The organism is Streptomyces sp. NPDC001194 (genome assembly GCF_042896985.1).
Classification (GTDB): domain Bacteria; phylum Actinomycetota; class Actinomycetes; order Streptomycetales; family Streptomycetaceae; genus Streptomyces.
Genome location: NZ_JBIAXU010000001.1, coordinates 361,661 through 380,491, shown reverse-complemented (window position 1 = coordinate 380,491; position 18,831 = coordinate 361,661). Strand labels below are relative to the sequence as shown.

General features: G+C 68.2%; 18 protein-coding genes. 8 read left to right on the top strand and 10 right to left on the bottom strand.

From position 1 onward, the window contains the following. Nucleotides 1-49 precede the first annotated feature (49 nt). From ACFY1T_RS01775 to ACFY1T_RS01765, 3 genes are all read left to right on the top strand, one after another. Entirely contained in the window at nucleotides 50-1,321 is a 1,272-nt protein-coding gene (locus ACFY1T_RS01775) for a DUF3631 domain-containing protein (RefSeq protein ID WP_390786944.1), read from the top strand. Nucleotides 1,322-1,958: 637 nt separating this feature from the next. Then, nucleotides 1,959-2,357, top strand: coding sequence for a hypothetical protein (locus ACFY1T_RS01770; RefSeq protein ID WP_390786548.1), 399 nt, complete (start codon nucleotides 1,959-1,961; stop codon nucleotides 2,355-2,357). Nucleotides 2,358-2,647: 290 nt separating this feature from the next. Then, nucleotides 2,648-3,214 (top strand): plasmid mobilization protein, encoded by a 567-nt coding sequence (locus ACFY1T_RS01765; protein WP_390786547.1) that lies wholly within the window; start codon nucleotides 2,648-2,650, stop codon nucleotides 3,212-3,214. Between the two features lie 19 nt (nucleotides 3,215-3,233). On the opposite strand, the gene ACFY1T_RS01760 is transcribed toward ACFY1T_RS01765, so the two are convergent. From ACFY1T_RS01760 to ACFY1T_RS01745, 4 genes are all read right to left on the bottom strand, one after another. After that, entirely contained in the window at nucleotides 3,234-3,791 is a 558-nt protein-coding gene (locus tag ACFY1T_RS01760) for an HAD domain-containing protein (RefSeq protein ID WP_390786546.1), read from the bottom strand. Nucleotides 3,792-3,805: 14 nt separating this feature from the next. After that, a complete protein-coding gene (locus ACFY1T_RS01755) occupies nucleotides 3,806-4,498 on the bottom strand; it encodes a class I SAM-dependent methyltransferase (protein ID WP_390786545.1) in 693 nt (230 codons plus the stop codon). Continuing rightward, the gene (locus ACFY1T_RS01750; protein ID WP_390786544.1) at nucleotides 4,499-5,410 is read right to left on the bottom strand and encodes an aminoglycoside phosphotransferase family protein; all 912 of its coding nucleotides are present in this window, start codon (nucleotides 5,408-5,410) and stop codon (nucleotides 4,499-4,501) included. Nucleotides 5,411-5,490: 80 nt separating this feature from the next. Continuing rightward, a complete protein-coding gene (locus ACFY1T_RS01745; RefSeq protein WP_390786543.1) occupies nucleotides 5,491-6,240 on the bottom strand; it encodes a hypothetical protein in 750 nt (249 codons plus the stop codon). A 195-nt stretch (nucleotides 6,241-6,435) separates the two neighbouring features. Between ACFY1T_RS01745 and ACFY1T_RS01740 the strand changes: the two genes are divergently transcribed. Together ACFY1T_RS01740 and ACFY1T_RS01735 are read left to right on the top strand one after the other, a co-directional pair. Further along, on the top strand, nucleotides 6,436-7,791 hold the full coding sequence (locus ACFY1T_RS01740; protein ID WP_390786542.1) for a helix-turn-helix domain-containing protein: 1,356 nt from the start codon (nucleotides 6,436-6,438) through the stop codon (nucleotides 7,789-7,791). A 1-nt stretch (nucleotide 7,792) separates the two neighbouring features. After that, nucleotides 7,793-8,323 (top strand): NUDIX domain-containing protein, encoded by a 531-nt coding sequence (locus ACFY1T_RS01735; RefSeq protein WP_390786541.1) that lies wholly within the window; start codon nucleotides 7,793-7,795, stop codon nucleotides 8,321-8,323. 23 nt (nucleotides 8,324-8,346) lie between these two features. Here ACFY1T_RS01735 and ACFY1T_RS01730 read toward each other — a convergent pair whose 3' ends face one another. After that, nucleotides 8,347-10,518 (bottom strand): ATP-dependent endonuclease, encoded by a 2,172-nt coding sequence (locus ACFY1T_RS01730; protein WP_390786540.1) that lies wholly within the window; start codon nucleotides 10,516-10,518, stop codon nucleotides 8,347-8,349. A 421-nt stretch (nucleotides 10,519-10,939) separates the two neighbouring features. On the opposite strand from ACFY1T_RS01730, the gene ACFY1T_RS01725 reads away from it, so the two are divergent. Beyond that, entirely contained in the window at nucleotides 10,940-11,149 is a 210-nt protein-coding gene (locus tag ACFY1T_RS01725; RefSeq protein ID WP_355798172.1) for a hypothetical protein, read from the top strand. Nucleotides 11,150-11,158: 9 nt separating this feature from the next. Here ACFY1T_RS01725 and ACFY1T_RS01720 read toward each other — a convergent pair whose 3' ends face one another. From ACFY1T_RS01720 to ACFY1T_RS01700, 5 genes are all read right to left on the bottom strand, one after another. Beyond that, nucleotides 11,159-12,280: a caspase family protein gene (locus tag ACFY1T_RS01720; RefSeq protein WP_390786943.1), complete on the bottom strand. Its 1,122-nt coding sequence runs from the start codon at nucleotides 12,278-12,280 to the stop codon at nucleotides 11,159-11,161. Between the two features lie 32 nt (nucleotides 12,281-12,312). Next, a complete protein-coding gene (locus tag ACFY1T_RS01715) occupies nucleotides 12,313-12,672 on the bottom strand; it encodes a hypothetical protein (RefSeq protein WP_390786539.1) in 360 nt (119 codons plus the stop codon). A gap of 213 nt (nucleotides 12,673-12,885) precedes the next feature. Continuing rightward, nucleotides 12,886-13,518 carry a DUF6000 family protein gene (locus ACFY1T_RS01710; protein ID WP_390786538.1) on the bottom strand — a complete coding sequence of 211 codons (633 nt, stop codon included), beginning with the start codon at nucleotides 13,516-13,518 and terminating at the stop codon, nucleotides 12,886-12,888. 4 nt (nucleotides 13,519-13,522) lie between these two features. After that, a complete protein-coding gene (locus ACFY1T_RS01705) occupies nucleotides 13,523-14,254 on the bottom strand; it encodes a HEAT repeat domain-containing protein (RefSeq protein WP_390786537.1) in 732 nt (243 codons plus the stop codon). Continuing rightward, nucleotides 14,251-14,637, bottom strand: a complete 387-nt coding sequence (locus ACFY1T_RS01700) for a CPCC family cysteine-rich protein (RefSeq protein ID WP_390786536.1) — start codon at nucleotides 14,635-14,637, stop codon at nucleotides 14,251-14,253. The genes ACFY1T_RS01705 and ACFY1T_RS01700 overlap by 4 nt, the downstream gene beginning before the upstream one ends. Before the next feature lie 454 nt (nucleotides 14,638-15,091). Between ACFY1T_RS01700 and ACFY1T_RS01695 the strand changes: the two genes are divergently transcribed. After that, nucleotides 15,092-18,334 carry a M36 family metallopeptidase gene (locus tag ACFY1T_RS01695; RefSeq protein WP_390786535.1) on the top strand — a complete coding sequence of 1,081 codons (3,243 nt, stop codon included), beginning with the start codon at nucleotides 15,092-15,094 and terminating at the stop codon, nucleotides 18,332-18,334. Then, complete coding sequence (locus ACFY1T_RS01690) at nucleotides 18,327-18,803, top strand: hypothetical protein (RefSeq protein ID WP_390786534.1); 477 nt, start codon at nucleotides 18,327-18,329, stop codon at nucleotides 18,801-18,803. Before ACFY1T_RS01695 ends, ACFY1T_RS01690 begins: the two co-directional genes overlap by 8 nt. Nucleotides 18,804-18,831 lie beyond the last annotated feature (28 nt).

Below are 18,831 nucleotides of genomic sequence, written 5' to 3'. Positions count from 1 at the left end.
AACCGGTGGAGAAGGGCCTGGCGGCCCGGAACCCCACCAGAAGGAGTTCATGTTGCACCCTGCGACCCCCCACACCCGTGCCGCACATCTGGCGGGGTGGCCTCCGGTGGCAGTGCCTGGCCAGCCCAGCATTGTCCGGGACGAGAAGGTGTCGGCTGAGGCTGAAGCGGCGCCGCCTGCAGAGCCCGTGGAGGTTCCGGACGCGCCGGCGACCGAGGGTGCCGCGCTGCTGTCAGAGCTACGGAGGCAGATCGCCCAGTTCGTGATCCTGCCCTCCGAGCGAGCCCTGGACGCGGTCACGCTGTGGGTCGCAGCGACTCATCTCCAGCCCGCCTGGCAGCACGCCCCGCGCCTGGCCGTGGTCGGGCCCGCGAAGCGGTGCGGCAAGTCGCGGCTGCTGGATGTGCTGACCGAGACGGTCCACGAGCCGATGCTCACCATCAACACCACCCCGGCGGCGATCTTCCGGTCCATCACCGAGGAGCCGCCCACGCTCCTGGTGGACGAGGCCGACACTATCTTCGGCACCCCGAAGATGGCCGAGAAGAACGAGGAGATGCGCGGCTTGCTCAACGCGGGCCACCAGCGCAACCGCTACGTCACCCGAGTAGTCGGCAACGACCACACGCCGCACAGGTTCGCCACCTTCGCCATGGCTGCCCTGGCCGGGATCGGCGACCTGCCCGACACGATCATGGACCGCTCGGTGGTCATCCGCATGAGGCGCCGGGCTGAGGGCGAGAGCGTGCACCCATTCCGCTCCCGCCGCGATACGCCCGCCCTGCACGATCTCCGCGACCGCATCGCCGCATGGGCAAGGCCGCTGTTGGACGAGGCAGCCGACCTGGAACCGGCGATGCCGGTCGAGGACCGTGCCGCCGATACCTGGGAACCCCTGGTCATCACCGCCGACCTCGCAGGCGGCCCGTGGCCCCGCCTGGCTCGCGCCGCCTGTGCGCAGATGGTCGCCGATGAGGTTCAGGCCGAGGAGGACAACCCTGGTGGCGCGCGCATCCTCGCCGACATCCGCCGCATCTTCTTCGCCCAGCGCGAGCCGGAGAGCCTGACCACAGACGAGATCCTTGGCTTCCTGCGCGGTGACGCCGAAGGCCCCTGGGTGGATTGGGGGCGTAGCGGCCTCACGGCCCGTGAACTCGGTTCCCTGCTTCGCGAGTACGGCATCAGGCCGGGCAACGTCCGCCTCGCGGACAAGACCCAGCGCAAGGGCTACACCCGCAACAAGTTCCTCGATGCCTGGCGCCGGTACTGCCCTGGCGTCCACCCCGTCGACGCCGCCGGCCCCGGCCCCAGCGAGGGCTGAGACCCCGCCCCACCCCGGTTGCCGTCCGTGCCGTCCCTGCCGTCGCACCGCAGGTCAGACGCATGCAGCCGAGACGGCAACCGGGGCCAAGACGGAAGTCGATCAGGGCTGCCCGCGCCGCACCACTGATACGCCGCCCACATCCGTCTTGCCGCGTCCCAGGCGTCTCCGCCGTATTGCCGCAGGTCACAGGCAGCCCGCCGGGACGGAACCAAGACGGAGCGCCGCATCACTGCCGTACCGCGCCTGACCTGCGCCTGCAACGGCCAAGACGGAAAAGACGGCCAGCACAACACCCCCACCACCCTTGGAGCCCTCGCACCCACATGGCAACCCTCGCGCCACCCGCCCGCATACCCCTGCCCAGCCGTGCCACGGCCTGGGACCACGCCGCGATCCTCGCCCTCGGCGCCGCCGGATGCGCGCTCTCGTACGACGCGCTGCAGCAGATGGCCGTGGCCATCCATGTCCGCGGATTTCTGACGTACCTCTTCCCGCTGCTCATCGACGGGTTCATCGCCTACGGCGTCCGCGCGCTGATCATCCTGCGCGGGGCCCCTTCCGCGCCCGCCTGTACGTATGGACCCTCTTCGGCACCGCCACCGCCGCCAGCACCTGGGCCAACGCTCTTCACGCGGTGCGCCTCAACCAGCAGTCCGCTTCAGGCACTCTGCGGCTGAGTGACCTCACGGTCGGCATCCTCTCCACCCTTGCCCCGCTTGCTCTCGCGGGGGCCGTCCACCTCCGCATCCTCATCACCCGCGAGACCGGTTCCGAAGCGGCGGCCACCGCTCGGGCACCGGCAGTAGTAGACGAGGAGCCGAAGTCTCAGGCGCCAGGTGGTCGGCCGGCCGACGCGCCCCTCGACCGGATCGTCGAAATCGGACGCATCGCTGCGACCCAGCAAGGACGCCTCAGCCGGTCAGTGGTCCGGCAGGCCGTAAAGGACGAGGGCCTCAAGCTCGGCGGCGAACGGCTGACCGACGCGATGAACATCCTGCGACCCGAGTTCGAGACCGAGGCGAACCTCAGTTGACCGCCAAGACGGCGGTCCCGATCGGGTGGTCGGAACCCCTTCCGACCACCCGACCACCCGCCCTTGTGCCCCCCGTACTGATCACCCCCTCCGGGGGACAGAACAGCGGATGGCTTGGATCCCCGGGCGCACGGTTGTCCGTGGCTTGTGGTCGAGTCGCCGCCCGCTGCCGCCACACTGCGTAAAGGAGACTCACCCTGATCGACAACACGAACAACGCTGCTTCCAACGAGGGGAGCGACGACCTTGCATTCACGACCGGTGCAGACGGAGGACAGGACACAGCCGCAATGCCGACCGCGAGCGGAGCAAGTTATCCCTTTGGACACTCCACCGTCGGCGGAGCATCCAAAGGGACCCTCCGGCACCAGGGGGCGCCGGAGGGGGAAGCTGAGGCCGAGGGCGGCCTGCAGCTTGAAGAAGGTCGGCAGCCGGTTCAGCCGCTCTCCCGAATCCGGAGGCGTCACCGGAAGCCCTCGCAGCGCAAGATCGTCTGCACAGTCCGTCTGAGCGAGGAGGAGCTCGTCGAGATCAGCGCGGGCGCCCAGGTCTCCAACATGACGACTGCCGGCTTCCTCGCGCACTGCGCGCTCGCCGCGTCGAGTGACCTGAACCGCACAGCCGCTGAGGTTGCTGGTGAACGAGAGATCGTTGTCGAGATCTTCGCCGCGCGACGCCAACTCGGGTACATCGGCAACAACCTGAACCAGGTTGCCAAGGCACTGAACTCGGGGGCTGATGGTGTTGGTGCCCACTCCGTGCTGGAAGCCGTCCATCGCACTGCGAAGAGGCTGGACGATGCCGTGACGCGGCTGATTGATCACCGGAACGCCCGGTCGGATCGATCCGCTTCGTAGACCGGACGCGAGGCCCTTGCTATGCGGCTTCTGTCGTTCCACCCGCTGCGTCCGGGAGGCCCACCCAGTCCCGCACATCGGCGAGGTGGCTCGGCTGGAGACCGGTGTAAGGGTCCGGCTGGATGAGGAGGGTGGCGCAGCCGCGGGCGGTGCGTTCGGCGGCCCAGTCGTGGTCGAGCACGGTGAAGTCGTCGTCGATCCAGACGACGGGTGCTCTTCCGAGCCAGGGGGCGACGTGGTCGCGCTTCCACAGGTAGCCGTCGGGATGGCTGGTGGTGATCTGTGGGCGGGGGAGGTCGAGGTAGGGGAAGTCCGGCAGCCCCAGGAGCGGCCCGATGATCGTGGTGGCGTCCTTGCGCCAGCTCGTGCACCAAACCGGGGTGACGAGGCCGCTGGCCAGGAGATCGGTGAGCACCAGGCCCTGGCTGGGGTCGAGCCAGATGGGGACGGGATCGTCGGGGTGTCGGCCAGTGGGCAGGACGGTGTGGCGGACGTGGGTGGGTGGGGTGCTGCCATCTGCCGCCGGGAACGGGATGAGGACGCCGTCGATGTCCAAGAGCAGGTAGGGCAGGGTCATCGGTGCCTCCGGGGTCAGCGTTTGCGGGCGGTGATCAGGAGGGTGGTCGGCCACGGGTCGCGGCGAGGGTGACGCAGCTCCAGTGCTGAGGTGATGCGCAGACCGTTACGCGCGAGGTGTGCGCCCCAGCGGCGGGCGTCGAACTCCCACCGGGCGATCGGCAGTCGGGTGTGGTCGGGCATGGTGACGTAGTCCTCGCGCGGACGGTCGTCCGTGGACGGATGTCTTCCGGCCCGTGCCGGGTGCGGGACGGAGAAAGCCAGGACTCCAGCCGGCTTGAGGCGGCGGGACATCGCGGCGAGCAGGAGCTCGGGGGCGACGAGGCCGACGGCGCCGAAGACGGAGTAGATCGCGTCGAAGGTCTGGCCGGTGGCCTGTAGGTGGTGCAGGGCATGGCCAGCAGCGAAGGTGGCGCCGTCGAGGTGTCCGTAGTGGGAGCGGGCGCGGCGTATCTGGAGGCCGACCAGGTCGACACCGGTGACGCGGGCCTGGTGGTGCTTGGCGAGGTGGGCCACGTTGTGGCCGGGGCCGCAGCCCAGCTCCAGGAGGCGCTTGCCGCGCAGGTCCCGTCCCAGAATCTCAGCTCCGGGACCGAGGCCCGCGTGGGTACTCCACTCCATCCGGGCCGGTGCGGTGAGCGCATGGGCGGGGGAAGCGGCTATGCGCTGGACTGCGTGGGCGTACCAGGGGGAGACCTGGGCGAGCACCTAGACCTCCAGGAGTTGGACCACGTCGCCCAGGTGGCGGCGGACGACGGGGATGTACGCGGGGTCCTTGGCCGGGTCGTTGATCCAGCGGATGGCCTGCTCCATGAACCACTCCACGGCCCACATGCGGTGCCAGCCAAGGGCCCACGCCTCGGCAGCGAGGCCGCCTCGGGCGGCGAGGGCGTCCTCGTGGCCGCCTGCGGTGACGTACTGCTCCAGGAACACCCGCAGTCGCACGGGGCTCGGCGCGTCGGTGGTGCCGTGGTACGAGGCGAGGTCGATCAGGCCGGGGCCGGTGAAGGCGCGGGCGAAGTCGAGGAGGTGCCAGCCGTTCTCCCCGATGTGGACGCTCGTGGGGTGGAACTCGGAGTGGACCCAGCCGAACGGATCTAGCGTCGCCCCTTGGACGCGGGCCTCAGCCGATGCGGAGATCTTCCCCAGGGCAGTCTCGATGTCGTCGCAGTCCGTCCACCGGTCGGACTTCCGCAGCCGCTGAAGGTGATCGAGGGCTCGGCCGGGCAGGGCCGCGAGGCCCGCGCCGTCGAGGAGGGGCAGGCCGCCCGCCGGGCGGGCGGCGTGGAGCATCACGGCGGCGGCAACGCCGTCGAGGTCGTCGGCGTCCCGCACGGGGGCTCCGAGGTCGTCCATGAGCATCCCGAGCCACTTGTCCCGCATGGCGGTGGCGTGGAGCTCGGGGACCGGCAGCCCGCGCTGGTGGGCCACCCGCAGGGCCTGGGCCTCGCGGTCGAAGGGCTCCTTGGCGTACTTGAAGACGGCCGTGGTGCCGTCGGGGAAGGTGACGCGTTCGACGCCGGACATGCCCCAGACGCGGATCTCGGCACGTTCGGGGAGGGGCTTGCCGACGAGGGCGCACAGGTCGTCCAGCAGGGCGGCGGGCAGGCTCTGGTCCATGGGGGGTGACTCCAGGGGGCTGGTGGGCGCCGGGGCGGGCGAGCGGGTCAGCCCGCCCCGGCGCCGTATGGGGGTTGGGGTTACTCGGCCGCGGTCACGCGGTGGGCGTAGACCTGCTCGATCCAGCCCGCCTTGAACTCGGCCAGGTCGTCACGGAAGTTCACCATCGAGGCACCGTAGGGCGCGACGACCCCGCCGGACTGGTCCGGCACGGACTGGCAGCCGTGCACGAGCCGGCCCCCGAGCGCGGTGTGGGCCTTGATGGACTCGATCCGGCGGTGCTCGTTGAACCAGCCGCCGTGGTAGACCTCGTCCAGCATTCCGCCCGTCTCGTCGTCCAGGTCGAAGACGACGGAGGTGGCGGCGGGGAAGAACCAGCACGGCCCGACGTTGGAGATCCGCCCGTCCAGCTCGACCTTGTTGAGCGCCATCAGCGTGGCCGCCTCGCGCAGCATCCGCAGGTGATCGGCGGTGATCTGCGGCAGACCGAGGCCGGCCAGGTGCTCCTCGCGGAAGAGGTACGAGTAGACCCCGTATGCCGTCGCCAGGACGCGGGAGACGTCCGACGTGGACTCGCCGTGGTTCTTGATGAAGTCGAGCGCGAGCTGCTCGACCGCGCTCTCGGTCGTCTCGTCCACGTCGAGGAGCTGGGCCTTGACCAACTCCCAGTCGGCGACGAGCCAGGTGTTGGACTCGAAGCGGAAGAAGTACTCGGCCGGGTCGATGGTGATGCGCCGCCCGTCCACCTGGATGCCGGGCAGGCGGCTCCAGCGCGCGTCGAAGGCGTCGGGCAGCTCGACCGTGATGGTCGCGGTGTCGATGGTGGTCACCGTTTCTCCGTCTCTGATCGTCCGGGGCCGGGGCATAGGAATGCCCGAGCCCGGTAGGGCGTACGGAACTTGGGGGCCGCCCGGCCCGAGAGTGGGGCGGCTGTCGATAAGTGAACCGCCCGCTACACAGAGTGGGTACGGTGTGACCGAGGCCAAGCGGTATACGCGGTTTACAGCTCCGGAGCGGAGGAGATCGTGCCAGCGCCGAACAACCCCAACTCCCGCCTGCGCGACACGATCAACGCCGCAGGGTGCACGTACGAGGCACTCGCCAAGGATGTACGCCGCATCGCCGCCGAGAACGGCGAGCTGCTCCAGACCAACAAGTCGGCCATCTCCCACTGGGTGAACGGCACCCGCGCGCCGTCAGGCCAGACAGGGCAGTACCTTGCCGAAGCCCTCTCCCGCAGAGTGGGCCGCGTCGTCACCCAAACCGATCTCGGTCTCCGCTCACCCGACACGGAGTCGCCACCGGACACCGACCCCGTCACCACGGTCACGGACCTCGGCCGCGCCGACGTCGAACGCCGCCGCTTCCTCGCCATCGCCGCCTTCACCACAGCCGGCGTAGCCATGCCGCTCTTGCACGACCACGAAGCCACCTCCCGCATGCTCCGTGCCCGCACGGCCCGCTCCCTCGTCGGCAGCGACGACATCGACGTCGTACGGCAGATCACCGCAGCCTTCAGCGCCGCCGACGAACGCCTCGGCGGCGGCCACGGCCTGACCACCGTCACCGCCTACCTCGCCGACACCGCCGCACCCATGCTCCGGGGCCGCTTCCCCTCCGAAGCCTTACGCCAGGACGCCTTCGGTGCCGTCGCCGAGCTCGCCTACCTCGCCGGGTGGAAACACCACGACCTCGGCCACGAGGGCGCCGCCCAGCGCTACTACCAGGTCGGCTACCAGCTCGCCTGCGAAGCCGACCCCCACGGCCACGCCGCCTGGATGATGCGCGCCCTCGCCCACCAGTCCCTCAGCCTCAAACAGCCCCACCACTGCGTCGACCTTGTCGAAGGCGCCCTCACCCGCGGCCTCGGCCACGTCGACGGACAGACCGAAGCCCTCCTCCACATCACCCACGCCCGCGCCTACGCAGCCGTCGGCGAGAACCCCTCGGCCGCACGTGCCCTCCTCGCCGCCGAAGACGCTCTCCTTCGGGACGACGGCCCACAGCCCAGCTTCTCCCGCGTCAGCGGCCCAGCAGCCGGCACCGTGGCCAGCCACACCGCCCGCACGCTCACCGACCTCGCCGACCACATCGGCACCGAGCAACAACACCGCGACGCCCTCACCCGCTGGGACCCGGAGAAGTACAAGCGCGTCCACGCCCTCACCCACGCCGACCTGGGTGACAGCCTTGCCGCCCAGGCCCGCGCCGACGAAGCGGTCGCCGCCTGGACGCAAGCTCTGGTCCTCATGGAGGGCATGACCTCCGACCGCACGCGCAAGGCCATCTCCTCGATCCGCACCACCCTCGCGGTCTACCAGCGCCGTCGCGTTCCCGGCGCCGCTGATCTCGCCCGCCGCGCCCGCGAGGCCCTCGCCTAACATGCCCAACAACCCGCCCGACGAAGGGAACCCCGTGGCTCAGCAGACCGACGACCGCTCCCAAGCCCTCAAGCCGGCGCTCGAATCGATGACCCTGCTGGTCGCGGCCGTCATCGTCCACGACAAGGCCACCAACCGCGTCGTCCTCCTCCAGCGCAGCGAGAACGCCAAGTTCGCCCAGGGCATGTGGGACCTCCCCGTCGGCAAGAGCGAACCGGGCGAGCCCATCACGGCAACCGCGGTTCGCGAGCTCTACGAGGAGACGGGCCTCACCGTGAAGCCCGAGTCGCTCAAAGTCGCCCACATCATCCACGGCGCCTGGGGCGTCGAAGCCCCCAACGGCTTCCTCACAGTCGTCTTCGCCGCCCACGAATGGACTGGCGAACCCGAAAACCGCGAACCCCGCAAGCATTCCCAGGTCTGCTGGGTCGATGCCAGCGCCATCCCCAATGCCTTTGTAGATACCACGGCGAGCGCGCTCAAGGGGTACCTGTCCAACGGGGCCCAGGTCTCGCTCGATGGCTGGCGCTGAACGGAAACCAATCGAGCCCCAGACTATTGTGAGGTCGGGGTGCTCCATTCTTCTTCTGCTTGCTTCGGGATCCCCTGCGGCGCGAGGTCAATGGCGAAGGATTCCCCAAAGAGAGATTCGAAAATCAGCTCGAATTCACACTCGCCCGAATCCTTGAATGCAGCCAGGCCCCTGATGTCCTCTGCGGTCACATGACGCTCACAGAACGACCGCGCGCGATCGTTCTTATTTGCCGACTCGTTACTTTCTAGTGGTGGGTAGTAGGCCTCAATTGCTCCGCGCTCCCACACGTAGATATCTTCATTTCGTAGCGCTTGCAGCAGCTCTAGTTTCATGTGCCTAAGGCTAGGGTCGGCCGCCTCTTCGAGAATACTTCGCACGGTGCCCGATGCGGACCGTGCAAAAAACGCGCTGACGGCAGCATCGAGCTCTTCCCATTCACAGAGTCCCTGCGCGTACCGCTCTCGCGCACTTCGTGCCTGCTTCCAGAGGTCCAGTACGGCGCCGTTGGAACGCATGCTCTTGAGTGTCTTTCCAGATGCCTCAGGTCCCAAATCTGCGACCAGTTCGTTGACCTTGGCAATGAGGCGATCCCGTAGCTGGCGGCAGGCTTGACTGGCGCCGAGCTTGTCAAACCCGTCGACGAGAACATCCAAGTCTGCGAGCACAGCGACTCGCATTTCGAATTGGTTGAAGAAATTTCTGTAACGGGCGATACTGCCCTTTCCTTCGACCTTGGCAATTGCTGTCGCGCGCTTCTCGAAGTCCCATCCTGCATCGAGAGTCCGGGCGATATGCGGGATCAGGATGTGGTCGCTCGGTCCCTCTACTAGCAGCACGGATTTTGCGAAGAATGCTGCCTCGTTGTTTTCGTGCTTGATGATCTCGAATTGATCACGTGCCTCCACGTCCGAAAGGTCGATGACGCGTGTCCGGCTCGCCGGCGGATCCAGGGAATGATCCTTTATGACCTTCACGAATGTTCCGGTTGCCCCAGGTGCAAAGAATGATGATGAGTGGGTGCTGACCAGGACATCGTTGAACTCAGAGAAGATTGACAGGGCTTCGAACAACTTACGCTGCGCCTGCGGGTGTAGGAATACTTCAGGTTCTTCGAAGAGTAGAAGGCATGGCTGCTGGGAGCTGTCTGCCGTGACCGGTCGGGATGTCTTCATATCCACATACGCGCGAAGGATGGCGAATGCGACTGACCTTCGAAGCCCATCTCCCTTAGTCTTGAAGTGGCCGGTAATTCCGTCATCGATGGAGATTTGGGCCTCTTCGAGAAGGCTTCGCAATCGTGGGGGAGGAATCTCAAGACGCACGCTGGCCCGAGGGAATGATTCCTGAAGATTACGCTGGATTAGGGATTCGATTTGCCGTACTTCATGCAGGCGTTGATCCGACTCCTCGCCATCCTTGGTCGTGATTACATTAAGCTGCCCTCGGAGTGCCTCAAACGATGATTCGAGCTCGGGAAGCTGATGCTCAATTTGCCCGAAGAGTAGGGTGAGGAGGCGCCCAAAAGTTGCTGTGGATGTAGTCTTGACCTCTTCGTTTAGCTCCTTCACGGCAGGGATGTAAATCGACTCTGGAAGGAGCGGCGTAATCGATTTATCCATGCCGGTCGGCAAGGAATCGTCTCCAGTGGTGAAGTCGTCGTCGCCGAACGCTTCCATGATATTGGCGATCTCGCGCCTCACCGCAGCGCGGTTTATCTTTCCATCGAGCCTAAGGGCGATTTCTGGGTACGTCGCCTTTACGTTGGCCGAAATTTCTTCTGCGGATACTCCGGGCTTCAGTGTGGCGTCGATGGCGATTTTTGTGTATCTCGGGTCCTTGGGTACCCTTGTGACGACGAGAAATGTTCCCTTGCCTGGACCTTCGTACACCTTGGCAAGCGTGATTCTTCCGTCACGGACTTCTCGCTCGATCCGAGTTCTGTGCCCATCTTCGAGTCGCTTCAGATCGGTATCGCTAACGTCGGAGAACGTAAGCTGAATTCGGATTCCTTGGCTTCTGTCCAGGAAGTCGGTATCGATTGCGGTACCCGATTTTAGGAACATGTTCAACGCCTGGAAGATGGACGACTTTCCGGCATTGTTTTCGCCGATAAGGCAACCAAATCGAGAGAATGGGATGTCCACGTGTGTGAGGCCGCGGAAGTTCTCGATCTTGATGTTTTCGAGGCGCATGGTGCTCCAGGGTGTTCAAGCCGCAGAGCGATCATCGTAGAGCTCGACGAGGGATGACGGGCGTGCTTTCAGACCACAGGTGCCCGGCACTCCCCTGGTGACCCCCTGGCGTCGCTGCTGGGTTGCAGAGCTGGCGAGTTGACGCGCGACGAGATATCGCCGTGATCTTGGGCGCGAGAGGCTATCTCCGGCCACGAGGGCCCTTCGGCCGGCCGCCGCGACCGGCGTGACGGGTTGCGCGCGGCCGACGAGTGACGGCAGCGCAGCACTCGCTTCTCTGCGTGCCTGTCCAGGCGTCACAGAGGTGGCCACGCCTTCATGGTTCAGAATCAGCCGCACGTAGTGGTTCTGCTGCACCGCAGACGGGCCGCTGCCAAACTGCGTTGAGGGATGGATTGGCAGTGTCGTTGGGGGAGACGCAGTGGCGCAGAAGAGCGACAAGCCCTACTACCGGGCAGGGCACTGGGTACGGCCATCAGCCGTCAAGCAGGTGAAGAAGCCTGCGACGGGCATCCTTGTCGTGGCTGCGTTGCTGGCCATCGCTGCCTGGAACACGGTCTTCGGCGATGACAGCGAGGCACCTGCTCCGACTCCGCAGCAGCCGCTCCCGACCGCCGCAGCTACTCCCTGAACGGGTATCTCAACTGCGGCCGTTTCGTCGGGACACTCTCCCTGCCAATCGCTCCAGCAACGTGGGGTGATGTTCCTGGCTCGGTCGTGGGGCGGTGGGCCGAGCGGCTGCCTTGATCGTCGTCTCTGCCAGCAACCGCATCCACACGGCTTGCCACTCAGCGACCTGTGTATCCGGCAGGCCGCAGCCAGACAGGTACGCCGCTGTGGTCTGCCAGGTCTTGGGTAGGCTCTCGCGGTTCAAGAGCCGACTGACAGTGCCGGCTGAGACGCGCCCACCAGAACGTTGGCTGACCATCTGATGGGTGAGGCCGCTCGTGACGCGAACGTCTGACAACGCCTTGAAGAAGCCCTCGACAGTGCGGATGCCCGAGGGGTTGGGCCAGGAGCGTTCTGACGCCTGGTTCTTGCCGGCGGGAGGAGCCGACCCCGATGCCGGTAGGTACGCCGGGTTGCGGCCGAGGGCAAGCTGCGCTCCCGTGTTTCTGTCTCTCGCCTGTGGTGCGGGACGCCCCTTGGCCGCCAAGCTGATGCGCATGTGTCGGTACAGGGCGCCGAACTCCAGCAGCTCAGGTCCGTGGGGTATGCCCATCTGAAGGGTGTCTAGGAGCTCTCCCGTGAAGGCGGTGAACGGCTCGCCTGGTGGGGCAAGCGCTGTGCGCGTTTCTGCCGCAGCGGCCAGTAGAAATGTTCCCTCTACGGATGCCTGATCGGCCAGATCTGCCGGGCCACCCATCGACCCCAGGGCGAGGCCGCTGTAGCAGCAGTCGAGGACCACGACACATCGCTCGGCCCGCCCGGTCAGGAGCGCCTGCCGTAGCCACCGATAGGACAGCCCGGTCTCGACCCGTTGCTGCTTGGACTGCGGCATGGCCAGATAGAGGTCACCCTCCGGGTCGATCAGCCCATGACCCGCGAAGTAGATGAGCACGGTGTCACGCGCTTGCTCGGCTGCGGCCCGCACTGCGGCCATGGTCATCTCAGCAGTCGTGGGGTTGGAGAGGGTCACGCAGTGTTCCGGCGGCAAGCCCCAGGAGGAGGGTTTTGCCAGCGCCGCGGCCAAAGCCGTCAGGTTGTTGGACACCGCTGGCAGTGGCTCAAGGTGGTCATAGCGACTGGTGCCTATCAGCACAGCTCGGGTCGCGCCAGGATCAGGCAGGGCGCTCACGCCTCTGGTGCCTCATCTGCAGCCGGAGTCTCAAGGGCTCGGACAACACGGGCGATCTCGTCATCGCTGCACTGCGTAAGAACGATCACGGTGTCACCCCGCCTGATCTCGATCCGCGGGTCCTGGGGCCTTGTTCGCTTCCAAGCGGCCAGTGCCACCACGAAGGAGGCAGCGCTCCAGCCGTTGTCAGTCACCAATTGGATGACGTCCACCAGACTGCCCATCTGCCCGGGCTCGGGAGGCTGTTCCTGGAGCGTCAGTGAGGAGGACCTGCGGATATCTGTGTCTGCCCGAAGCCAATTGTGCAGTGAGCGCAGCTCGTCGGCTTCTGCCGTCACCCGTACGTCAACGCGCATGGTTTCCCCTGTCTCCACATGTCGGTGCTCTCGTGCGCCTCCATCGTCTGACAGAGCGTGCCTCCTGGTGTGCGTTTGGCTCATTACCGCTCTTACCTGGTGGGGAATGAGCGGGAGCATGGCCAATGGAGGGCCGGGGCGGGGGCAGCGTGAACCTCGGACCGTTCTCGTCGAGCAGGCTGAAGACCAGGGCTCGGGGCGGATACACCCCGATTACGGGCGGGACCAGCCGTCTGCGAAGTCGCAGTGGAGGTCCGTCCAGCGGCGCTGCTCTGCGGGGGTGTAACCGGGGTGGTCTTGAAGGTGGACTAGGGCATTGACCCACTGCTCCCAGAGGCCGTCAGGCTGGGTGAAGCGGTCGGCGTTGTGGGTGCCGAGGTGGGCGTCGAGGCGGAGCAGGGCGCCAAGGGCTTCTGGCTGGTCGTAGCGGAGGTCGGTGCGGGGCAGGTAGCGGTCGAGGTAGGCGGTGAGGAGCTCGGCGTCCGCGTGCGTGCCGAGACGGGCCAGGGCGAAGCAGTAGCCGCCGCCGGAGTAGCAGACCTCGCTGGCCAGAAGCAGGTCACCAATGCGCTCGCGGAACGAGGTGCGCCGGCCTACGCCGATCAGCCAGGCGGCGGTGAGGCGCGAGCGCCATTCGTAGGCGAGGAGAGCTTCCAGCTCGGCGTCGGTGATCGCGGCCGCGTCGTCGATCAGGTGGCGGGCGAAGCTTTCGGCGTACGGCCACCCTGGCCGCAGCACACGACGGCTGTTCAGTTCGAGGTAGCGCGGGTGGTCCGAGTCCTTCCTCGTCACGTAGCGCTCGATCACGTGGCCGTAGCCGATTTCCTCGGGGCGCTGGAACGGCATGGGGTCACCTTTCCGGGTGTAGGTCGGTGCGGTCGATCCAGGTGGGAGCGACGAAGATGTTGTCGGCGACGGGGGCTTCGGTGGCTTCCAGGAGGGACCAGGCGCGGGCTTCCTCGACCAGGTGCTCCCAGGGCGCGGTCCAGTCGAGCTGCCAGTCGAGGCCGGTGCCGGAGACGCCGTACGTGTGGCCAGCGTCCACTCGCCAGAACTGGGAGTAGAGGACCAGTTGGGAGTGGTCGGCCAGGTCGTCGATGATCGCCGCGAAGTGGGCCGAGGGCCAGCCGGGGCTGTCCGGTCCGGTACCGGCTTGCAGTCGGGCGGTCAGGGAGGGGACGACGGGGCTGCGGGCGCCGAGGTCGGTCAGGGCCCAGCGGATGGCGACGGGTTCGGAGTCGTCGGGTGGGGTCTGCCGCTCCAGGCAGGCGCGGTAGGCGCGGCGCAGGGGCTCGACCGCGTCCGCGATCTCCAGGCTCGCCAGGGCCGTGGCCGCCCACTGACGGACGGTGGGGTTGTCGCTGTCGAGCAGGGTGATCAGGGCGGGGCCGCAGCGGGGGTCGGCGACCTCCTCGAAGACCTCGATGGCGGTCAGTTGTCCGAAGCCCCCGAGGGAGGGGAGGGCGTCGAGGATGGCGGGGGTGGCGGCGGATCCGATGTGGATCAGTTCCGCGCGGGCGTCGTAGGACTCGCCGGACTCGCCGTCGAGCTGCTGGACGAGTCTCTCGATGTGGGTGGTCATGACGCCGGGTGGTTGAGGCGCCAGAAGGTGGGGAGCCACCAGCAGAGCACCGAGCGGTCATCAGGCCACGGGGCGCGGTCCTCGGCTTCCCAGTCCTCGAAGGAGTCGCGCGTCAGGTCGATGGGGCGCCAGGCGGGGTCGAGCGGCTCGTCCTCGGCCGGAGGACGGACGTACTGCCGGCCGTGCTGGTCACAGGCGCCGAAGTCCTGGTAGTTGAGCTGGGCCTCGATCAGGGAGACCTTGTTCGCTCCGCCGTCCATGGTCGGCCAGCGGAACTGGACCCCATCGTCCTCCCAGAAGCAGACGGGGCAGATCTCGTAGGAGCCGGGCATGGCGTCGAGCACGAGATGCCCGCAGCAGGGACAGGGGTAGGAGTCGCTCACCTGCGCAGTCTCGTTGCAGGTCCCGCTGGTGTGCCATGGATTTCTCTGCCCGGCGCACCCGACCAGTCCGCAGCCAGTCCGCAGGACACCCGCAAACAGCCGTCGAGAGCCAACGCATACCAATGAGGAAAATGCAGGTCAGAGCCCTGATCGGGGCTCCGCCGCAGGTCAGGATCTGGCTTCAGACATTCCGCTTCAACGTGTAGTCGTACGGTTCGCAAGGGGTCGGACTCGATCGAGTCCGACCCCTTCCGCGTTCCCCCTGCGGTGCCGACTCGGCCGGCCTCGGGGGCCGGGCGTGGGCGCGGTGCGGGCCCGCGCGCAAATGGGGTTGGGCTGGATGGGCGGGCGGCGGGGCTCGTTGACGGGTGGATCTTGGTGAGTAGGGTCACGGAGCGCACGCGGTCTCGACAGCAGACCCGGGGGGAGCGTGGGCGCTCGGGAGGCTCAGGCCGTGACCAGATGGCGATTCCGCACGCGGTTGTGGACCGCGGTGACCACCACCGGCCTGTTGCTGGCCCTCGCCCCCGGACCGGCCGCCGCCGCGCCCCCGGGTGCCGCGGATCCCGCCGATCCCACCGTACGGCGTGACCCCGCCACCGGGCACGCCCGGATGATCTTCAACTCCGGGGGGTACCTGACCCCGCCGTCCAAGCGGGCCCCCGAGCACGTCGCCCTCGCCTACGTACGCGACCACCGCGGGGAGTTTGGGCTCAGCGCCCGGCAGGCCGAGGCGCTCGTCGTCGTCTCCTCGTACCGCACCCGGCACAACGGGGCGCGGCAGGTGACGATCGGCCAGAGCATCGACGGGATGCGCGTCCACGGAGCGCTCCTGACCGCCACCGTCGACAAGCGCGGCCGCCTCGTCATCCTCGGCGGCGCCGTCGTGACCGCCGAGCCGGCCGGCAGCGTCGAGCTGACGGCCAAGCAGGCCCTCGACCAGGCGGCCGAGGCCCAGGGCGCGCGGCCCCAGCACGCGCTCGCCGGCACCGACAACCGCGACAAGGGCCGGCAGAAGTTCAAGAACGTCTACGCCAAGCGGCTCACGAAGCCCAACGACGTGACCGCCGAACTGGTCTGGTTCCCCGCCGACTCCGGCCGCGAGCTGCGCCCCGCCTGGCTCACCGACATCGAGGTCTCGGGCACCTCCTGGTACGAGACGGTGGTCGACGCCGCCGACGGCCGCGTCCTGAGCCGCCAGAGCCGGTACCACCACGCCGGCCCCGAAGGCACCGTCTTCACCGCCCAGCACCCCGACATCAGCGGCGCCACCCGTACCGTCACGCCGTTCACCGGCCGCGACGGCTCCTGGGTCGCGGACCGGCTGACCCAGGGCAACAACGCCAACGCGTACCGGGACGAGGACGGCGACAACCTGGTGCCGGACACCGGGAACGACGCGCTGCGCCCGCAGTCCCCCGCCAGCGGCGACCCGAACCACCAGCACTTCGACTACACCTTCAACGACACCTGGCGCACCAACGCCAACGCCACGCAGGCCAATCTCGACGCCGACGTCAACCCGGTCATCACGCAGCTCTTCTACTACACCAACGTGATGCACGACTACCTCTACGACCTCGGGTTCGACGAGGCGTCGCGCAACTTCCAGGTCGACAACTTCGGCCGCGGCGGGTCGGGCAACGACCCCGTCCTGGCCGAGGCGCAGGACGGCTGGGACCTCGGCTGCCTCGACGACGCCACCCCGCCGAACAAGATCCGCTGCACGAACAACGCCAACTTCGGCACCCCCGGGGACGGCTCCAGCCCGCGCATGCAGATGTACATGTGGCAGCCGCCGGGCCGGCCGTACCGCGACGGCTCGCTCGACGGCGACGTCATCGCGCACGAGTACGGACACGGCGTCTCCAGCCGCCTCGTCGGCGGCGGCAACCTCGGCGACGGATCCCAGACCGGCGCACTCGGCGAGGGCTGGAGCGACACGATCTCCTTCCTGAAGTGGGGCGACGCGACGGTCGGCGAGTACGTCACCGGCAACACCGCCACCGGCATCCGCTCGCAGGCCTACGACACGTCCACCGAGAAGTGGGGGACCTTCAACCCCGCCCGCGGCGTGCACCGCAACGGCGAGATCTGGGCCGCGACGATGTACGACATCCGCGAGGCGAAGGGCGTCCCGTTCACCCAGCAGCTCGTCATCGACGGCATGAAGAGCACCGTCGCCGCGCCGAGCTACCTCGACGCGCGCGACGGCATCCTCGCCGCCGACATGGCCGGCAACGCGGGCGCCGACCAGTGCCTCCTGTGGCGGGTCTTCGCCGGCCGGGGCATGGGCGCGAACGCCGCCTCCAGCGCCGACCAGAACACCGTGACCGCCGACGAGACCGTCCCGGCCGCCTGCCTGCCGACCGCGAAGGCGGGCGGTCCGTACACGACCGGCGAGGGCACGGACGTCACGCTCAGCGCGGCCGGCTCCGCCAAAGGGACCGCGCCGTCGGCCGGGAACCTGAGCTCGTACGCCTGGGACCTCGACAACGACGGGCAGTACGACGACGCCACCGGGGTCACCGCCGCCTTCAGCGCGGTGGGCCGGGACGGCGTCTCCACCGTCGGGCTGAAGGTGACCGACACCGCGGGCAACACCGACACCGACTCGACGACGGTCACCGTCGCGAACGCCGCACCGGTCGTGACGCTCCAGCCGGTCACCCCGGCCGGCGAGAACAGCCCGGTCACCCTCACGGGCAGCATCGGCGACCCGGGCTGGCTCGACCCGCTGACCGCCACCGTCGACTGGAAGGACGGAGCGGGCCCGCAGGAGCTCACCGGCACCCCGGAGAACGACCGCCCCGACGCGACGCTGACCTTCACGGCGGAGCACACGTACGGGGACGACGGGACCTTCGCCGTCGAGGTCTGCGGCAGGGACGACGACACCGGCACCTGCCGGACGGTCGAAGCGAAGATCGCCAACATCGACCCGACCGCGGCGATCTCCGGCGACGGGCAGACCGCCTACAACGGGCAGAAGGCTTTCATCGCCCACGCCGGCACGCCGGTCGCCGTGACCGGTACGTCGGCCGACCCGGGCAGCGACGACCTGAGCCTCAACTGGCTCTGGGGCGACGGAACCTCGGACGGCCTGGTCTCGCCGGTGAACCCGCCGGCCACCGACCCGGACCCGAGCCCCTCGATCCAGCCGCGCGACGTGACGGCGACGAAGTCGCACGCGTACCCGGCCGCGTGCCTGTCCACGCTGACGTTCACGAGCACGGACGACGACGGCGGATCCGCCTCCGACACGGCCTCCGTCATCACCACCGGCAACACGAAGTGGGCGCACAACCAGGCCTACTGGATGAAGGAGTTCGGCGGGCCCTCGCCGAAGCACTTCACGGCGGCGCAGCGGGCCTGCCTGCTGAGCGTGGCCTCGTTCATGAGCGCCGTGTACGGACCGCTGACCGACGCCCAGGCGTACGCGATCCTCAGCTCGGGATCGCCGCAGCCGAGGCCGCTGGTCTCGCAGCAGCTGCTCGCGGCGTGGCTCAACTTCGCGAACGGGTCGTACGACCTGTCCACGCCGGTCGACACCGACGGCGACTGGAAGACCGACTCGACCTTCGGGGCGGCGGTGGCCAACGCCGAGGCGGTCTACAACAACCCCGCGTCGACGAGGGACCAGCTGCTGAAGCAGGTCGACGTACTGCTGCGCTTCAACGTGCGTGACGGTGGCTGACCGCCGCCTGGTGTGCCTGGCCGCCCTCGCCCTCTTCACGGGGTGCGGGGGCGGCCGGGCGCGTCCGCCGGAGAAGGGGACGCACGAGTCGGGCGGCAGCGGCAGCGGTACGGGCGGTACGGGTGACCCGGCGGGCGCCACCAGCGCCCCGGTCGTCACCGGCGGTACGAGCGCCACGGCGGCCGGCGCGCCGACCCCGGCGCAGGGCCGCGTACTCACCGGGGCCGACGACGGCTTCGCGGGGCGGCTCGCGGTCGGGCAGACGGCCCGCCTGCGCCTGCCCCTGCCGGAAGGCGGTCCGCAGCCCACCGCCCGGGGCGATGCGGTACAGCTGATCCGCGTCAGCAACGTGACGGGCTCGGGCCACCGCGAATGGGAGCTCCGCGCGGTCCGCCCGGGCACCACCCGCATCACCGTCCCCCGCCCCCCGTCCACCTCCCCGGCCACCCTGACCCTCACCGTCACGTAGGCGGGAGGCGGGCCCCCGGCAGGCCGGG